The sequence below is a fragment of the Flavobacterium sp. N2550 genome, from assembly GCF_025947265.1.
Lineage (GTDB): Bacteria > Bacteroidota > Bacteroidia > Flavobacteriales > Flavobacteriaceae > Flavobacterium > Flavobacterium endophyticum.
Window position 1 is genome coordinate 3,637,297 of record NZ_CP110007.1, and the last position, 15,488, is coordinate 3,652,784.

Annotated in this window: 15 protein-coding genes and 2 tRNA genes; 6 read left to right on the forward strand and 11 right to left on the reverse strand. The window is 38.6% G+C overall.

Features of this window, described 5'->3' with window-relative positions; all coding sequences use genetic code 11:
• Position 1: 1 nt before the first annotated feature.
• Complete coding sequence (locus OLM56_RS16235) at positions 2-400, forward strand: response regulator (RefSeq protein WP_182492435.1); 399 nt, start codon at positions 2-4, stop codon at positions 398-400.
• 47 nt (positions 401-447) lie between these two features.
• Here OLM56_RS16235 and OLM56_RS16240 read toward each other — a convergent pair whose 3' ends face one another.
• The 5 genes from OLM56_RS16240 to proS form a co-directional block, all read right to left on the reverse strand.
• A complete protein-coding gene (locus tag OLM56_RS16240) occupies positions 448-2,472 on the reverse strand; it encodes a zinc metalloprotease (RefSeq protein ID WP_264527721.1) in 2,025 nt (674 codons plus the stop codon).
• 321 nt (positions 2,473-2,793) lie between these two features.
• A complete protein-coding gene (gene rpsT / locus OLM56_RS16245; protein ID WP_121374831.1) occupies positions 2,794-3,045 on the reverse strand; it encodes a 30S ribosomal protein S20 in 252 nt (83 codons plus the stop codon).
• A 32-nt stretch (positions 3,046-3,077) separates the two neighbouring features.
• Positions 3,078-3,149: transfer RNA gene (locus OLM56_RS16250), tRNA-Glu, on the reverse strand.
• Between the two features lie 44 nt (positions 3,150-3,193).
• A tRNA-Glu gene (locus OLM56_RS16255) sits at positions 3,194-3,265 on the reverse strand.
• Positions 3,266-3,343: 78 nt separating this feature from the next.
• Positions 3,344-4,822, reverse strand: coding sequence for a proline--tRNA ligase (gene proS, locus OLM56_RS16260; protein ID WP_264527722.1), 1,479 nt, complete (start codon positions 4,820-4,822; stop codon positions 3,344-3,346).
• 100 nt (positions 4,823-4,922) lie between these two features.
• Between proS and OLM56_RS16265 the strand changes: the two genes are divergently transcribed.
• Together OLM56_RS16265 and OLM56_RS16270 are read left to right on the forward strand one after the other, a co-directional pair.
• Positions 4,923-5,903, forward strand: coding sequence for a hypothetical protein (locus OLM56_RS16265; RefSeq protein WP_264527723.1), 981 nt, complete (start codon positions 4,923-4,925; stop codon positions 5,901-5,903).
• A gap of 91 nt (positions 5,904-5,994) precedes the next feature.
• The gene (locus OLM56_RS16270) at positions 5,995-7,494 is read left to right on the forward strand and encodes an OmpP1/FadL family transporter (RefSeq protein ID WP_264527724.1); all 1,500 of its coding nucleotides are present in this window, start codon (positions 5,995-5,997) and stop codon (positions 7,492-7,494) included.
• A gap of 52 nt (positions 7,495-7,546) precedes the next feature.
• On the opposite strand, the gene OLM56_RS16275 is transcribed toward OLM56_RS16270, so the two are convergent.
• Entirely contained in the window at positions 7,547-8,455 is a 909-nt protein-coding gene (locus OLM56_RS16275) for a M23 family metallopeptidase (RefSeq protein ID WP_264527725.1), read from the reverse strand.
• A gap of 67 nt (positions 8,456-8,522) precedes the next feature.
• Between OLM56_RS16275 and rimO the strand changes: the two genes are divergently transcribed.
• Complete coding sequence (gene rimO, locus OLM56_RS16280; protein WP_121374836.1) at positions 8,523-9,839, forward strand: 30S ribosomal protein S12 methylthiotransferase RimO; 1,317 nt, start codon at positions 8,523-8,525, stop codon at positions 9,837-9,839.
• Between the two features lie 55 nt (positions 9,840-9,894).
• On the opposite strand, the gene OLM56_RS16285 is transcribed toward rimO, so the two are convergent.
• The 3 genes from OLM56_RS16285 to OLM56_RS16295 form a co-directional block, all read right to left on the reverse strand.
• Positions 9,895-10,671: a tetratricopeptide repeat protein gene (locus tag OLM56_RS16285; RefSeq protein WP_182492441.1), complete on the reverse strand. Its 777-nt coding sequence runs from the start codon at positions 10,669-10,671 to the stop codon at positions 9,895-9,897.
• Between the two features lie 112 nt (positions 10,672-10,783).
• Positions 10,784-10,993 (reverse strand): helix-turn-helix domain-containing protein, encoded by a 210-nt coding sequence (locus tag OLM56_RS16290; RefSeq protein ID WP_182492442.1) that lies wholly within the window; start codon positions 10,991-10,993, stop codon positions 10,784-10,786.
• Positions 10,994-10,996: 3 nt separating this feature from the next.
• Positions 10,997-11,548, reverse strand: coding sequence for a DUF2975 domain-containing protein (locus OLM56_RS16295; protein WP_264527726.1), 552 nt, complete (start codon positions 11,546-11,548; stop codon positions 10,997-10,999).
• Between the two features lie 206 nt (positions 11,549-11,754).
• On the opposite strand from OLM56_RS16295, the gene OLM56_RS16300 reads away from it, so the two are divergent.
• Positions 11,755-11,922 carry a FeoB-associated Cys-rich membrane protein gene (locus OLM56_RS16300; protein WP_264527727.1) on the forward strand — a complete coding sequence of 56 codons (168 nt, stop codon included), beginning with the start codon at positions 11,755-11,757 and terminating at the stop codon, positions 11,920-11,922.
• 83 nt (positions 11,923-12,005) lie between these two features.
• The gene (locus OLM56_RS16305) at positions 12,006-12,440 is read left to right on the forward strand and encodes a hypothetical protein (RefSeq protein ID WP_264527728.1); all 435 of its coding nucleotides are present in this window, start codon (positions 12,006-12,008) and stop codon (positions 12,438-12,440) included.
• A 5-nt stretch (positions 12,441-12,445) separates the two neighbouring features.
• On the opposite strand, the gene OLM56_RS16310 is transcribed toward OLM56_RS16305, so the two are convergent.
• Both OLM56_RS16310 and OLM56_RS16315 read right to left on the reverse strand, forming a co-directional pair.
• Complete coding sequence (locus OLM56_RS16310) at positions 12,446-14,638, reverse strand: B12-binding domain-containing radical SAM protein (RefSeq protein ID WP_264527729.1); 2,193 nt, start codon at positions 14,636-14,638, stop codon at positions 12,446-12,448.
• Between the two features lie 93 nt (positions 14,639-14,731).
• Positions 14,732-15,418, reverse strand: coding sequence for a hypothetical protein (locus OLM56_RS16315; RefSeq protein WP_264527730.1), 687 nt, complete (start codon positions 15,416-15,418; stop codon positions 14,732-14,734).
• Positions 15,419-15,488: the final 70 nt, after the last annotated feature.

Here is a 15,488-nt window from a genome sequence, read left to right on the forward strand (position 1 = left end):
AATGCTACATAAAATCTTATGTGTGGATGATGATCCAATTACTTTAATGCTCTACAAGATGGTAATTGCCAAGGCATCTTTTACAGAAGAAATAATTACTGCAAAAAACGGACAAGAAGCCCTGGATTATTATAACAACCTAAGAGCGGAAGGCGAATCACAATCTCCGGAACTTATTTTCCTAGATTTGAACATGCCGGTCATGGGAGGATGGGAATTTCTGGACAATTTCACCAAATCCGAATATCAAGAATTCAATACCAAGACAAAAGTAATCGTGCTTTCGTCTACTATCGATCCGACTGACATCGAAAAATCCAAGACGTATTCGATTGTGATTGATTTCTTGTCAAAGCCCATCACTAAAGAAATGCTGGAAGACCTAAAAGATAGATTATAAAAAAAGCTCTCAATCGAGAGCTTTTTTATTTGAATCAGTGAAATGGGCTAATTATTGATTTTTATTTTTATCAACTGTCCTCCTATCAGCTCGCCATTTTCTGAATATTGTTCCACTAAAAACTGGTTTACATTTCGCCTAAACAATGGCTGTTTATCATTTTTTCTTGGATTTCTTTTCTGCTCGGAAAGGTTAAATATGATTGATACTATTTCGCCTCTCTCCATCTTTACACCCTTTATTTCTACGCCATTTTCCGCAACTACATACTCTCTTTCTGTAGGCTCAAGCCCTTTAGTGCCACGTATGTCTTCAACATTTTTCAAGAAGGTACTTCTCTTATCGATTCCCACTTTGGTATTTCCAAAAGTCTTGCCTTGATAAGGTTTTATCTTGATTATATATTTTTGGACTGTTCTTCCATAATTTGCTAGAAGTACAGAATTTTTATGACTGGCTCCATCAGCATCGGTAACTGACACATTCTTCCATACAATATTATTGTTATTTTTCACATTGTTTAAAAGATTAGAGGTTTCGGCAACAGCCATTCCAAAAGGAGCTGTTATAGCAGTTTCTATTCTAGACAAAAGACAGAAGTGATTTTGATCGGCTCCGAAAGCGGAGTATTCGCTTGGATCAGGTGCCGTCCATGGAAATTCTAAAATCACGAATCCATTTCCAGCTACCGCTCCGGTAGGCTTGCTCCCAATAGAATTACCCATTAATGCTGGGGATGTTACGCTGCCGTCCCAAGGAGAAGGCCATGCTAATCCTGAAGAGGCTTTTGCCCAATACAACTTCACATTTGCAGCAGTAGACGGCGAGCATCCTTTATTTCTCACTCGCACATATACATAGTTTGTCTGCTCTCCTATTGGGTTTTGATGCTCTTGATTCGTGAGTCCGTCGTTAGTATTTCGTATCCAGATATCATCCGTCAGGTAAAATACTGGAGATTCGTTATTCGCTTCATTACCTACGTCTTCATCGGTATCTTTGCTGAATAAATCTGCCGAGGCAGCAGCCGGAGGAGGCAAAGCGCCCAAAGAGGAAGCCAAAGACGCTCTTGTCGTCCAGAATGTAGCATCCATTCTTTCTGACTGTCCATTTGTAAATAGGTACATACAGGCATCATCGGTATAATCCATAAAATTCATAAACATATCGCCATTAGGTCCGTTCGAACAAGAAACATGAGGAAAAGACGGACAGCCATAGTTTTCTATTGCTTGAACTGGTGTATCTGCAACAGCATCGTCTGCGGAGCATTCATCTGGATCACCTGTATCATCACCCCAGATATGCCTTAAATTTAGCCAATGTCCTATTTCGTGTGTAGCAGTTCTTCCTAAATTGTAAGGAGCAGCCACTGTCCCAGTCGATCCAAAACAAGTAAAATCCATCACAACACCATCTTCAAGGGGACGAGTAGCCATATCTGCTGGAAAACTAGCATATCCTAATAATGTACCGCTCAGATTGCATACCCAAATGTTCAGGTATCTGTCGCTCGGCCAAGCATCATCACCTCCGGAAGAATTAAATTTTACAGGGTTTCTTACGGTTGCAACGCTAGAATTTGTATGAGTGAAAGAGGCTGTTGTAGTGCTTTTTCGGATAATACCTGTTGTAGGATTACAATTCGGATCTCTTCTCGCCAAAGCAAACTGGAAATGCGTATCGGAGGCCATCCCTGTATAGGCTGCAGGGCCACCTGGAATTTCAGTACTCAATCTTCTATAATCCCTATTCAGTACATCTATCTGGCTTTGGATCTGAGCATCCGAAACATTTTGCGTAGCATTATTATATACTACATGCACAACTACTGGAATGGTCACATTGGTGCTTCTAAAGTCAAATTTGTTGCCTCTCATTTTTCGAGTATATTCTAAAATGAGGCTTTCAAGTTTTTTTTCTTCCCTAGCAAAAACATTATCCTTGCTGAGTCTTTCTTTATAAAAATCTTCGGTACCACAATCTCTCTTGGTTGTGACAGGCTTTACTGGATCACAAGCCGACAGAATACAAAGCCCCATCAGCGTTGCCATTAAAAACATTTTTTTCATACTACACTATTTTATATTCCCTACTCTATAAGCTTTTCGGTTAACGCTTTTTACATAATTCCTTACCGGTAATACTTTGGGAAACAGGAAATAATCCCATCTCAACTAGCTGTTACAAAGTTGAAGAATTGGGAAATAGTGAGAAGAAGGCAAAAAGCCCATATTTAAAAGTAAATACCCTGTTTTTTAATGGTACCAAAACCTGCAGAAAGAAAGGGCGTAAAACAAAAAATCCCGAATGAACACATCGGGAATGAAGGGTGTAAAATAAAAAAAGCCCTCTCTTGAGGGCTTTCAATATAAAGTAGATTCAGTATCTAATTAAAGAGCTGAAACGTGTTTAGTCAATTTAGATTTTAAATTGGAAGCTTTATTATTGTGGATAATATTTTTCTTAGCCAATTTGTCAATCATAGAGATTACACCAGATAATTTTGCAGAAGCATCTGATTTATCTGTAGCTAGACGTAAAGCTTTAATAGCGTTACGAGTAGTTTTGTGTTGGTATCTGTTTAATACTCTTCTCTTTTCGTTGCTTCTGATTCTTTTTAGAGCTGACTTATGATTTGCCATTTTCTTTCCTTTTTTTCTTTAATGTTTTTTTGTAGTCCGTAGGGGAATCGAACCCCTGTTACCAGGATGAAAACCTGGCGTCCTAACCCCTAGACGAACGGACCTTGAATCCTTCTAAGTTAGTTTATTCCAATAAACTTTGAACTTGTAGCCCGTGGGGGAATCGAACCCCCCTTACCAGGATGAAAACCTGGCGTCCTAACCGATAGACGAACGGGCCTTGCTTCTCTAATGCGGATGCAAAAATACAACTATTTTTTATTCGCACAATAGCTACCGTAATTTTTTTTTATTTTTTTTAGTACGCCTTAGCAAAAAGTACTCTTCCGACAGAAGGTTTTCCAGTAAACACACAGCTTCCAGCCTCTTCTACTCTGTCTAAAGCAATACATCTGATGGTTGCTTTAGTCAAGTCTTTTATTTTTTCTTCTGTATCTGGAGTTCCATCCCAATGTGCTGCTACAAAGCCTCCTTTGTTCTCTAAAACATCTTTGAACTCGTCGAAAGAATTTACTTCTGTGATATGTGTGTTTCTGTAATCCAATGCTTTATTGAATAAATCTTCTTGGATTTTTTCTAATAAATCGCTTACATAGTTTACGATACCGTCTTTCAAGACAACTTCTTTCGACAATGTATCTCGTCTTGCTACCTCAAATGTCCCGTTTTCTAAATCTTTCGGACCGATTGCAACACGAACAGGAACGCCTTTCAATTCCCACTCAGCAAATTTGAAACCTGGCTTTTGAGTAGTCCTGTCGTCAAACTTCACAGAAATTCTTAGTTTTCGGAATTGCGACACCAACGTATTAGCAGCTTCCGTTATCGCGGCAAATTCTTCATCTGTCTTATATATAGGAACGATAACTACTTGAATTGGAGCTAAATTCGGAGGCAAAACCAATCCGTTATCATCAGAATGCGTCATAACCAAAGCACCCATCAGACGCGTTGAAACACCCCAAGATGTACCCCACACGTGTTCTTGCTTTCCTTCTGCATTTGCAAATTTAACATCGAAAGCTTTAGCAAAGTTTTGTCCTAAAAAGTGAGAGGTTCCTGCTTGTAGCGCCTTCCCGTCTTGCATCAAAGCTTCGATACAATAGGTTTCTTCTGCTCCAGCAAAACGTTCCGTTTCCGTTTTCAATCCTTTTATAACCGGGATGGCCATAAAATTCTGCACAAAATCAGCATACACATTCATCATTTGTTCTGATTCTGCTATGGCTTCGCTTCGAGTAGCATGAGCGGTATGCCCTTCTTGCCATAAGAATTCAGCAGTTCTCAAAAACAAACGCGTTCTCATTTCCCAGCGGACAACATTAGCCCATTGGTTAATCAGCAGCGGCAAGTCTCTATAGGACTGCACCCAGCCTTTATAGGTAGACCAAATGATTGCTTCACTGGTTGGACGAACAATCAGTTCTTCTTCCAGCTTGGCATTAGGATCTACCATCAATTTTCCAGGTTTGTCTGGGTCATTTTTTAATCTATAATGAGTGACGATCGCACATTCTTTAGCAAAACCTTCGGCATTTTTTTCTTCGGCCTCAAACATGCTCTTGGGTACAAACAGTGGAAAATATGCGTTCTGGTGTCCAGTCTCTTTGAACATCCTGTCTAACTCTGCCTGCATCTTTTCCCAGATTGCATAACCGTATGGTTTAATGACCATACAGCCTCTAACCCCAGAATTTTCGGCTAAATCTGCTTTTACTACCAGCTCATTATACCACTTGGAATAATCTTCTGATCTTTTTGTAAGGTTCTTACTCATATTGAATAGTTTGGCACAAATATTGTTTAACTTTATTTAACTATATAATTCAGCAAAACTAACTATTTTTGTATTGTCCAACAATAAAATTGCTCTAGATATGAAAACTTATTATTTTTCTCAAAAATCAGCCTCCATTTATTCATTGATTGGACTGCTGACAATTCTGATGACTTCTTGCGGGTCTTATCAGAATTCATCTTATTATGATTCCGACGGAGTGTATAACAACAACGAAAGAAAATCAAACAACAATACTGCCAGCAATGAGCAAAGCAGCAATGGATATCAGGAATATTTCAGGTCTTTGCAAGACGATCCTCAAGTTTTCACAGAACCAGACAACTATCAATCTCCTTCTTATAACGGCCAAGTAAACGATTCTACTTATGTAGCCACAACAGGATATCCTGCTTGGGGCAGCAGCTCAGAAAACGTAACTGTAAATATCTATGATAACAGCTGGGGCTGGAATAACTGGTACGGACCTGGCTGGGGCTGGGGTCTTGGATGGGGCGGCTGGTATGGCGGCTGGGGCTGGAATAGTTGGTATGGTCCAAGCTGGGGACTTGGCTGGGGCTGGGGAGGCTGGTACGGAGGTCCGTATTATGGAGGCTGGAACCACTGGCACAACCATGGATACTACAACAACTATGCGTATTCTAACGGCAGAAGAAGCAACTACGCTAACAGCAGCTTCGGAAGAAACAATTATTACAGAGGAAACGCAGCTAGAAGCAATAGAAGCAACAGCGCTTACAATACTTCTTCAAGAAGAACTGATGCAAATTATTCGACTAGAAATTCTACAAGATACAACACGAATACGAGCACGCGTAACAGCAATGCAACTACAAGAGATTATAACACGACAAGAAACAGCTATAATACTACAAGAAATAGCAGCAACAACAATTACAGCACTCCGACTCGAAGCAACAACTCTACGAGAAGTCAAAATGTAGCACCATCAAGATCGTACAGCAGCCCAAGCTCAAGCGGCGGCGGAAGATCGTCAGGAGGAGGTTCCTATGGCGGCGGCGGAAGATCTGGCGGCGGTGGCGGCGGACGAAGAGGATAACTACAAAATTTAATGATCCAAAATGCCTATGTCTAGACGTAAAAGTTATAGCATAGGTATTTTTTTGAACCCCTAAGAAAAAATTAATCCTATGAAAAAGTACTTTTTATTTATGATCACGGGACTTGCTTTAAGTTCTGCTCAGGCTCAAGAAGTTTCTGATGCCATGAGGTATGCTCAAGATAATCTGACAGGAACTGCTCGCTTTAGAGGAATGAGTGGCGCCTTTGGAGCTCTTGGTGGCGATTTTTCATCTATCGGTGTCAATCCTGCCGGAGGTGCCGTATTCACGACCAACCAAATTGCAATCACGCTCAGCAATTACAGCACAAGCAACAAATCGAGCTATTTTGGAACCACTACAAAAGAAAACGATAATACTTTCGACCTGAATCAAATAGGTGCCATTTGGGTTTTTCAAAACGAAAATACGTCAAGCAATTGGAAAAAATTTACTGTTGCAGCCAATTACGAGAACCAATCTAATTTCGATAACCAGTTCCATGCGGTAGGCTACAACCCGACAAATTCGGTATCGCAATATTTTTTAAGCCATGCTAATGGAATTCCGTTAGCTGATATTACAGGCCAGCCTTTTGGAGCAATGACTTACAAACAGCAACAAGCCTTCTTTGGTTATGATGGTTACCTAATCAATCCGGCTGTTAACACTGGAAACAACACAGCTTACACCTCGAATACTCCTGCAGGCGGCAATTATTTTCAAGAAAATTTCATTGAAACTACAGGCTATAACGGAAAGCTGTCTTTCAATGGAGGTGTGCAATATATGGACCGATTCTATTTCGGACTTAGCCTGAATTCGCATTTTACAGATTATACACGCGTCAGCAATTTCTATGAAGATTATCTGGACACACCAGGTAATAATCCAAATTCTGGACCTCAGGCGTTACGCTTCCGCAATGAATTGTATACCTATGGAAACGGATTTTCTTTCCAAGTTGGAGCAATTGCAAAAGTCACATCGGAACTCCGAATTGGACTTGCTTACGAATCACCAACATGGTTCCGTCTGAACGAAGAATTATATCAAAATTTAGTTGTGGACTGCCCAGACTGCGGAACAGGAAATCCCGTAATTGTTGACCCGAATCTTACGATTATCTATCCGTCATACAGATTACAGACTCCTGGGAAATATACTGGAAGTTTAGCCTATGTTTTCGGACAATACGGACTAATTAGCATTGATTATGCCATGAAAGATTACAGCAATACCCGATTCAAGCCAAGCAGCGACTTCCGGGAAACCAATGCACAGCTCGAATCATTATTAGACGTAACTTCAGAAGTGCGTGTTGGTGCTGAAGCCCGAGCCAAACAATGGAGTTTTAGAGGCGGATATCGCTTTGAACAAAGCCCTTATAAAAACGGAAAAACAGTTGGTGATCTTCAAGGGTTTTCCGCCGGACTTGGTTATAATTTTGGAGGAACTAGATTAGATGCCGCTTATTCTTACTCTAAAAGAGATATGCAGCAGACCTTTTTCTCGCAAGGGCTTATTGACCCTACAACAGTCAAATCGGTCAATAATAACGTAACGCTTACTTTGCTATTTGATCTATAAATCAATTTTACTTGATAAAAAAAGCATCCTTTGTGGGATGCTTTTTTTTGGATTAAAACTCATAATCTTTTTTATAAAATTTCTTTTCTTGCAGAAATTCTAGCCTATTCCCTTCTGTCCTGAATTTGGTGCGAATAGACCTTCTTCCTTTTTCAATATCAGACACAAAACTAAAAAAATGCAAGTGTGGCCCTGAAGACCAGCCAATATTGCCACTGAGTGCAATCTTGTCACCTCTCTTGATAATATCGCCTTTCTTGACAAAAGAGCCATTGGTATCTATATGCGTATATTCGGCTAAAGTGCCATCTTCGTGATAGACGACGATATAATTATTAAACTCAGCACAGTCTTTTTTCATGCAATTTTCCGTATTGCTGTCTTGCACATCAACTACAATTGCATCTCTAACGGCCGTGATTTCAGTACCAATCGGCATGATAAAGTCAAGTGCAAATTCGCCTTGATGTGAAATCTTTCCGTTGTAGCCTTGCCCTATCATATATTCTTCACCCTGCTTATACGGCAGACTATACGGAAAATCAATATCATATTTCTTAAGGTTGATATCGCCTAACAGAAAAGAGTTCTGGTATTTGAAATTGAATTCTTTTTTTAAATCAACTACAGATATTTCGGCAATCACGAATCTTTTAGTTCTTGCCGGAACCAAAACATAAGGCGCTTTAAGACTGCTCCTCATGTTTACTAATTCAGCACGCATCAAGACTGATACTGGACAAAATTCGTTATTGTCTGCAAATACGACTGTTTTTCCTTCTATAAATTCCCTATAAACCTTAACATCGCGCTGTTGCGAAAAAAGCATCAGAGGAGCGAACAATAAAAAAAGGGCAGTGATTTTCTTCATAACTACTATCATAAAACGTAAGGGTTGCAATATATCAAAAGTAATGTCGATATAAAAACGGCTTTCCTTCAAATCTATTTTACGCTTCATAAAATTTACCAAACGATGATGCTACTATTCATAAAAAGCTTAATTTTGCACTCCAATTTACAATTCTATGAGAACCAAGACGTTAAAGAAAAACAAGATTAATGTAATCACTTTAGGATGTTCTAAAAACGTGTATGACAGTGAAGTGCTGATGGGACAATTGCGGGCCAGCGGCAAAGATGTTGAGCATGAGGCACCAGCGGAAAGAGAAGGAAACATTATCGTTATCAACACCTGTGGTTTTATTGATAATGCGAAGGAAGAATCTGTAAATATGATCCTGAATTATGTCGACAAAAAAGAACAAGGTTTAGTAGACAAAGTATTCGTAACCGGATGTTTATCTGAAAGATACAAGCCAGACTTAATCAAGGAAATTCCTAACGTAGACCAATATTTCGGAACAACAGAGTTGCCAGGATTATTGAAAGCGCTTGGCGCCGATTACCGACATGAATTGCTTGGCGAGCGTTTGACGACAACTCCAAAAAATTATGCTTACCTTAAAATAGCCGAAGGATGTGACCGTCCTTGTAGTTTTTGCGCAATTCCATTAATGCGCGGCAAGCACGTTTCTCAGCCAATAGAAAAATTGGTAAACGAGGCAAAAGGATTGGCCAAGAACGGCGTAAAAGAACTTATATTAATAGCACAAGACCTGACGTATTACGGACTCGACTTATACAAAAAAAGAAATCTGGCTGAATTGCTAGAAAATCTAGCCGCAGTAGAAGGTATTGAATGGATCCGTCTGCATTATGCTTTCCCTACAGGATTTCCGATGGATGTGCTGGAATTGATGAAGCGCGAGCCAAAAATCTGCAACTACCTTGATATTCCGTTACAGCACATTTCTGACAAGATCTTAAAATCGATGCGTCGCGGAACAACACAGGCTAAAACAACAAAACTTATCAACGATTTCCGTGAAGCTGTTCCAGGAATGACTATCAGGACAACTTTGATTGTCGGTTATCCAGGTGAAACAGAAGAAGATTTCCAAATCCTAAAAAATTGGGTGGAAGAAATGCGTTTTGAAAGATTAGGCTGTTTTGCCTATTCACATGAAGAAAACACGCATGCTTACTTGCTTGAGGATGATGTTCCTGCTGAAGTGAAACAGCAGCGCGCTAACGAAATCATGGAAATACAGTCACAAATTTCATGGGAATTGAACCAAGAAAAAATCGGGCAGACTTTCCGTTGTATTATTGACAGGAAAGAGGGAGCTCACTTTATTGGCAGAACGGAATTTGACAGCCCTGATGTTGATAATGAAGTTTTAATCGACGCTTCAAAAGCATACTTAAAAACAGGCGAATTTGTAGATGTTAAGATTACAGATGCAGCCGAATTTGATTTATACGGCGAGGCTATTCTATAAAGAAAGTTGCCTTCCAAAATAAAAAAAGCCTTGACCGAGTCAGGGCTTTTTTATGTTACCATAATTTCAAAAAATAGGCTTGATAGGGATAGCGTTCGTAAATTGCGTTATCTTCATTGATAGTAAATCCATTCTTATAATCTGCAATAGCCTTGCGTAGCAACACATCGGCTTCCTTGCTCCTTCCTAGCTTGTGCAGGCACAAAAACTTGTAATATTCTGCATCTGAAAATTCTGGATAGGTTTGAAGCGCCTTATCAAATTCCGTCACTGCAGCCTCGAATTTTCCTAATTCATACTTTGCGATTCCTAAATAAAATACATCTAAAAAATGTGCTTCCACTCCACCTCTAGCCTGAAGCGCCTCTCGATCGATTTCCAGTATCTTTTCTGCTTCACTGAATTTCCCCAACTGCAAACAACAAAGCGCAATGTAGAAATCATAGGTATGATCCATCACGTACGAATTGCCGCTAATTGCTTTGGCAGCCTCAAAATCTTTGATTGCCTCAGTATAATTCTTGGAAAAAATACATTTCATAAAAGCCCTATAATCCATATATTGCTTCGGATCTAAGTCCACGGCTTTGTCGAGTATCGGCATTGCTATTTCATACTTACCTTGTTTGAAAAGCGGCATTGCTTTTTGTTGCCAAGCATAAGCCGAACGTGGATGATCTTTCAATATGGCGTCGAGAGCTAATTGATAATCTTGCGAAAACAAGAATAATTTACTTGCTTCTGAAATGCGTTTTTCTACTATTTCTTTTTCAGTCTGCCCTTGAACATTAAAACCAATTAGAAAGACAAGAATTGCAACTATTATTTTCATTGACAAAAATTTAATCATTGTCTTACAAATGTATCATTATTACGGAAAGACTGTGTTAATGGAAGCTACTTCTTGGTTAATGGCTTGTTAACTGTTATACAAATGCCATCTTCTATATAGTATCCCTATATTCTAAGATATCGGCTGGCTGACAGTCCAGTGCCTTGCAAATTGCCTCCAACGTGCTAAACCGAACGGCTTTTGCTTTTCCTGTTTTTAAGATGGAAAGGTTAGACAATGTTATATCAACCTTTTCTGAAAGCTCATTTAACGACATCTTGCGCCTTGCCATCATTACGTCTAAGTTTACTATTATGGGCATGAGTTATATGGTTAAATCATTTTCGGACTGGATCTCTATACCTCTTTTGAAAATCTGCGCTATTATTAGAAGAATAATGCCCATGAATATCCATACATCTTCGCCACCTAAACGTAAATACAGTATATCAGGCATTTCTACACCTTGCTTGACCAACCACTCACTATAGTTAACTCCGCAATGCGAAAATAAACCTACTCCTAAAGCCAAGTAAGATAATCCTGAAATAAAGCGTTGCATCTCTTTATTAAAAGGTTGCGATATGCTTAGTTTTTTATTGTGTAAAATCCTTATAATCAGATAAAACATGATCGCTCGCATTACTGACACAATAATCATCACTGATATCATTATGACAAAATATCCAGGATCATATTTATAAAGACTTGACAGGTCAATTTCTTTCCAAAAAAATCCAGCTTCGGGTTCCAGTGCAAATGTAAAAATAGCATTGAAAATAAAACCACCTGCTTCAATACCGACACCAATAAATAATAGCCAGCAAATGATGTACAATACCTTAAGCATCTCTTTACTACCAATTTTAATTTCCATAATTGTTCGATTTTAAATTTCTATGGGACAAATATATTTATTTTTATTGAAAAACAATAAATATATAATGAAAAATAAAAATTATTTCTTGATTACAGGTTAAATTATATTGATAAAAGGCATATTATATGAATAAGAACAATTGTAATTTTATTCCGTATGTCCGATTTTCAAAGGGTATTGCTTAACTTTATAGAAAAAAGATAATGAAAACAGATTGGATTATTATCGGCATAGTAGTTCTGTTCGCAGTTGTTTTGATTATTCTTTTGGTTAAGCGAAATCTGAAAGACAAAAAAGAAATCGAAAAATTTCTTAACCAAGATCATAAAGCAACCCAAAAAGAAGAAGCTGAGATGAATGACGATCGCTAAACAGCACAACATGATGTTAAAAAGCATCACATTTTATTATTAGCCCAAAAATGAGTAAGTTTGGGTCTTGAAATTTTCAACTTATGAAGACTAAATTATTTTTTATCGTGGCAATAGTATTCATGCTCCTACCTGACACAGCTTCTGCTCAATATTACGGTAGCAGTACTGGTGGTGTTGATAGATCTATCGGCAGAGAAGTAAGAGGAAACGGCCCTAGAAATAAGAATAAAAAAGCAACTAACGATTTTGGAGAGGTTTGGGCTAAGTACTTAGGCCAAGAACTAAATTTGGACGGACTGCAATATGCGGGAGTAAAGTCTATCATGAATGAGAATAGAGAAAGTCTTGAGCAAATCTCAAAAGACGAAACACTGCACCCGCAAGAAAAAAAGAACAAAATGCTCGAGATCATGAATAAAATTGATATTCAGATCTTAAAGTTTCTTTCTAAAGAACAGGGAGAAAAATATACCAAACTTAAAGAAGAGCGAGAAAGAAGAGCGATGACGCAATAAAAGCATCAAAGTACTAACAGGCCTTGCTCTCGCAAAGAATTCACTGGCCTGCTCTGCCAAAACAATTCAAAATCGTCTAATCCTGCATTTTCATAATCTGTCTTCATTTCTTGGTACGTATAGATTTTTGAATTAGAAACAGCTATCTTAGCAAGTATATCAGCTAGCCACATCCCTTGTTCCTTGCTTGCCGTAATACTGAAAGCTTCTTTTTTGGTATGAAAATCCAACAAAGCCATTTCCCAAGAATTTCCTTTTTTAGACTTGTTATAGGTTGAAATAGAAGGCTTGCTACCAATCCAGACTATTTTTGCCGAAGGTTTTACCAACGAATCTTCTTCTTCATGTATTGCATTATAAATGTAATCGCTTGGTATTTTGGTACGCGGTACTTTGAATTCAAACCAATCCTGAAGCGGAAAGTCAAAACAGATTCCATGCATATAGTTAAAAAGCGACTTTTTTAGTCCGAAACTGAACGCATCATGGTCAGTCCCTGTCTTGTCTATATGAATGATATCATTATTAGCAAAAGCTCCGACGGCTTCGGTTTCTTTCAAGACGCCAAATTTTTCAGGATACATCCCCACCGGACTATGTGCCGTCATGGCAAATTGATGCCAAAAGCCAGATTGCAAGATTCCGATTTCGAATAACTGGCGTACCATTTCTAATGAATCTATTGTTTCCTGCGCTGTCTGGGTCGGAAAACCGTACATCAAATAAGCATGCACCATAATTCCTGCTTCAGTAAAATTCCTCGTCACACGGGCTACTTGTGCCACGGTCACGCCTTTTTGAATGAGCTCCAACAGCCTGTCAGATGCGACTTCCAATCCCCCAGAGATTGCAATACAGCCGGAGGCCTTAAGCAATAGGCATAAATCTCGGGTAAAACTTTTTTCAAAACGAATATTTGTCCACCAAGTAACCGTCAGTTTTCTTCGGAGAATCTCCAACGCCAAAGCCCTCATCAATGCAGGAGGTGCCGCTTCATCAACAAAATGGAAACCGTTTTGCCCCGTTTGCGCAATCAGTTCCTCCATCCTATCGCAGAGCAGCTTAGCGGCAACCGGCTCGTATATTTTTATATAGTCTAATGAAATATCACAGAAAGTACATTTTCCCCAATAGCAGCCATGAGCCATAGTAAGTTTGTTCCATCTTCCGTCGCTCCACATTCTATGCATCGGATTGACAATTTCTATAACAGAAATATATTGATCTAGAAGCAGGTCGGAATAGTCCGGCGTTCCTACTTCGGACTGCTTATAGTCTTTTTTAGCAGAATTATTTTTATAGACAATCTTTCCGTTCTCTAGAAGAAAAGTTCGTTTATAGGAATCATATTCTGAATTCTGCATGCTCAAGATCAGCTCTTCGAGCGGCACTTCACCGTCATCCAATGTAATAAAATCAAAGAATTCCATCACTCTGACATCCGCCAGCGAACGCAGTTCCGTATTTGGAAAGCCGCCTCCCATCGCAATCTTTGTATCGGAAAAATGCTTTTTAATAAATTGGGCACTTTTAAAAGCACTGTATAAATTACCTGGAAAAGGAACTGAAAAGCAAACCAATTTTGGTTGCAGCTTTTTCATTTTCTTATTTAGATTCTCAAGCAATAGCCTATCTATATAAGTCGGTTCTTTTTGCAACATTTCGTAAAGCGAATCAAAAGAATTGGCCGAACGTCCCATTCTTTCGGCATAGCGACTGAATCCGAAATTTTCATCGACACACTCGATAATCAGGTCTGAAATATCTTCAAGATATAAAGTCGCCAAATGCTTGGCTTTATCTTGCGTTCCCATTGTTCCGAATGCCCAATCCAATTCTTCCAATTGTGAAAACCGTGAGGCTTCCGGCAGAAAATCTTCTTGACAGATGAGATGAGAAAGCGTAGGATTTTTGCCTTGCAGAAACAGCATGACCGAATCAATCGTTTTGATATACTCTTCTTTCAGCGCAAGAATCCTCTTTGCATTTTCTGATTTTTCTTTCGCTTTTTCGGCTTCAATAAACAAATCAGTTAATCCTTGCTTTGAAAATAATTCCAATATAACTTCAATCCCAAGGTCAGCTTGAAAAGATGAAATGTTTTTCGTGTTCAAAAATCCTTTTATATAAGCCGTAGCCGGATAGGGAGTATTCAGCTGGGTAAAAGGTGGCGTGATTAGAAAAACGGTAGGATTCAAAACATACAAATTGAACTGCAAAAATATTGCTTATTTATGAAAATGCTTGTATAAAAAGAAAAAACTCCCGATTGGGAGTTTTGAATTCTAAATTTAATCTTTAGTCAGGAATTCATCGAGTGCTTCTTCCCGAATTTCTTGCTCTTCTTTATAGAAATTTTTCAGGTATTTTTCCATCCCGAAAAACATGATTATAAGCAAGAACAGAATGGTCGCCATGTAATAGGCCGTTCCCATTCCAATAGAAATCATTCCACCTCCCATACCATCAGCCATTGATGAAACGGCGTTCAGTTCGCTCGAACTTTTGATGATGATACCGAAAATCAGCAGTACCAAAAATCCGATGGCTGAAAAAATGATATGCAGCAAACCTTTACGTTTGATTCTTATAAAACTGAATATGAGTCCGGCTATAGCCATCAGAAACGGAATCCCCATCATGATCATCATCGCGATTCTTGAATTTTTCTCATCAGCAGTTTCTGCTGGCAACGGAAGTCCTTCTGTTTTCTTCGGATTTCCATCTTCATCAACTGCAGAAGAATCTTGAGTCGTATCAAACAAATCTTTTCCTAGTTTTTCCTGCATTTTTTTTGAAAATTCATTGCTTTTCATTTTTTCTTTCATATCTGTTCCTACAACATAATCAAAACCAGTCACAGAAACCAATTCTGTCGTACCACATTTGATGGTTATAAACGGAAAGAAAAAACAGATTAAGATTACCGTATAACTTGGAATCGGAAGTAAATCTGAAATGATTTTGAGTGCTCTCATAAAAGGTTTGTCTTTTTTATATTCATTTCAAACATAACACATATATCTTAAATTTCAGACAAAACCGATT

Coding starts and splice junctions, on each gene's coding strand:
- rpsT (WP_121374831.1), bottom strand. CDS start 3,045: ATGGCAAATCATAAGTCAGCTCTAAAAAGAATCAGAAGCAACGAAAAG.
- OLM56_RS16270 (WP_264527724.1), top strand. CDS start 5,995: ATGAAAAAGTACTTTTTATTTATGATCACGGGACTTGCTTTAAGTTCT.
- OLM56_RS16315 (WP_264527730.1), bottom strand. CDS start 15,418: ATGAGAGCACTCAAAATCATTTCAGATTTACTTCCGATTCCAAGTTAT.
- OLM56_RS16275 (WP_264527725.1), bottom strand. CDS start 8,455: ATGAAGCGTAAAATAGATTTGAAGGAAAGCCGTTTTTATATCGACATT.
- proS (WP_264527722.1), bottom strand. CDS start 4,822: ATGAGTAAGAACCTTACAAAAAGATCAGAAGATTATTCCAAGTGGTAT.
- rimO (WP_121374836.1), top strand. CDS start 8,523: ATGAGAACCAAGACGTTAAAGAAAAACAAGATTAATGTAATCACTTTA.
- OLM56_RS16285 (WP_182492441.1), bottom strand. CDS start 10,671: ATGAAAATAATAGTTGCAATTCTTGTCTTTCTAATTGGTTTTAATGTT.
- OLM56_RS16295 (WP_264527726.1), bottom strand. CDS start 11,548: ATGGAAATTAAAATTGGTAGTAAAGAGATGCTTAAGGTATTGTACATC.
- OLM56_RS16305 (WP_264527728.1), top strand. CDS start 12,006: ATGAAGACTAAATTATTTTTTATCGTGGCAATAGTATTCATGCTCCTA.
- OLM56_RS16290 (WP_182492442.1), bottom strand. CDS start 10,993: ATGCCCATAATAGTAAACTTAGACGTAATGATGGCAAGGCGCAAGATG.
- OLM56_RS16265 (WP_264527723.1), top strand. CDS start 4,923: ATGAAAACTTATTATTTTTCTCAAAAATCAGCCTCCATTTATTCATTG.
- OLM56_RS16235 (WP_182492435.1), top strand. CDS start 2: ATGCTACATAAAATCTTATGTGTGGATGATGATCCAATTACTTTAATG.
- OLM56_RS16240 (WP_264527721.1), bottom strand. CDS start 2,472: ATGAAAAAAATGTTTTTAATGGCAACGCTGATGGGGCTTTGTATTCTG.
- OLM56_RS16300 (WP_264527727.1), top strand. CDS start 11,755: ATGAAAACAGATTGGATTATTATCGGCATAGTAGTTCTGTTCGCAGTT.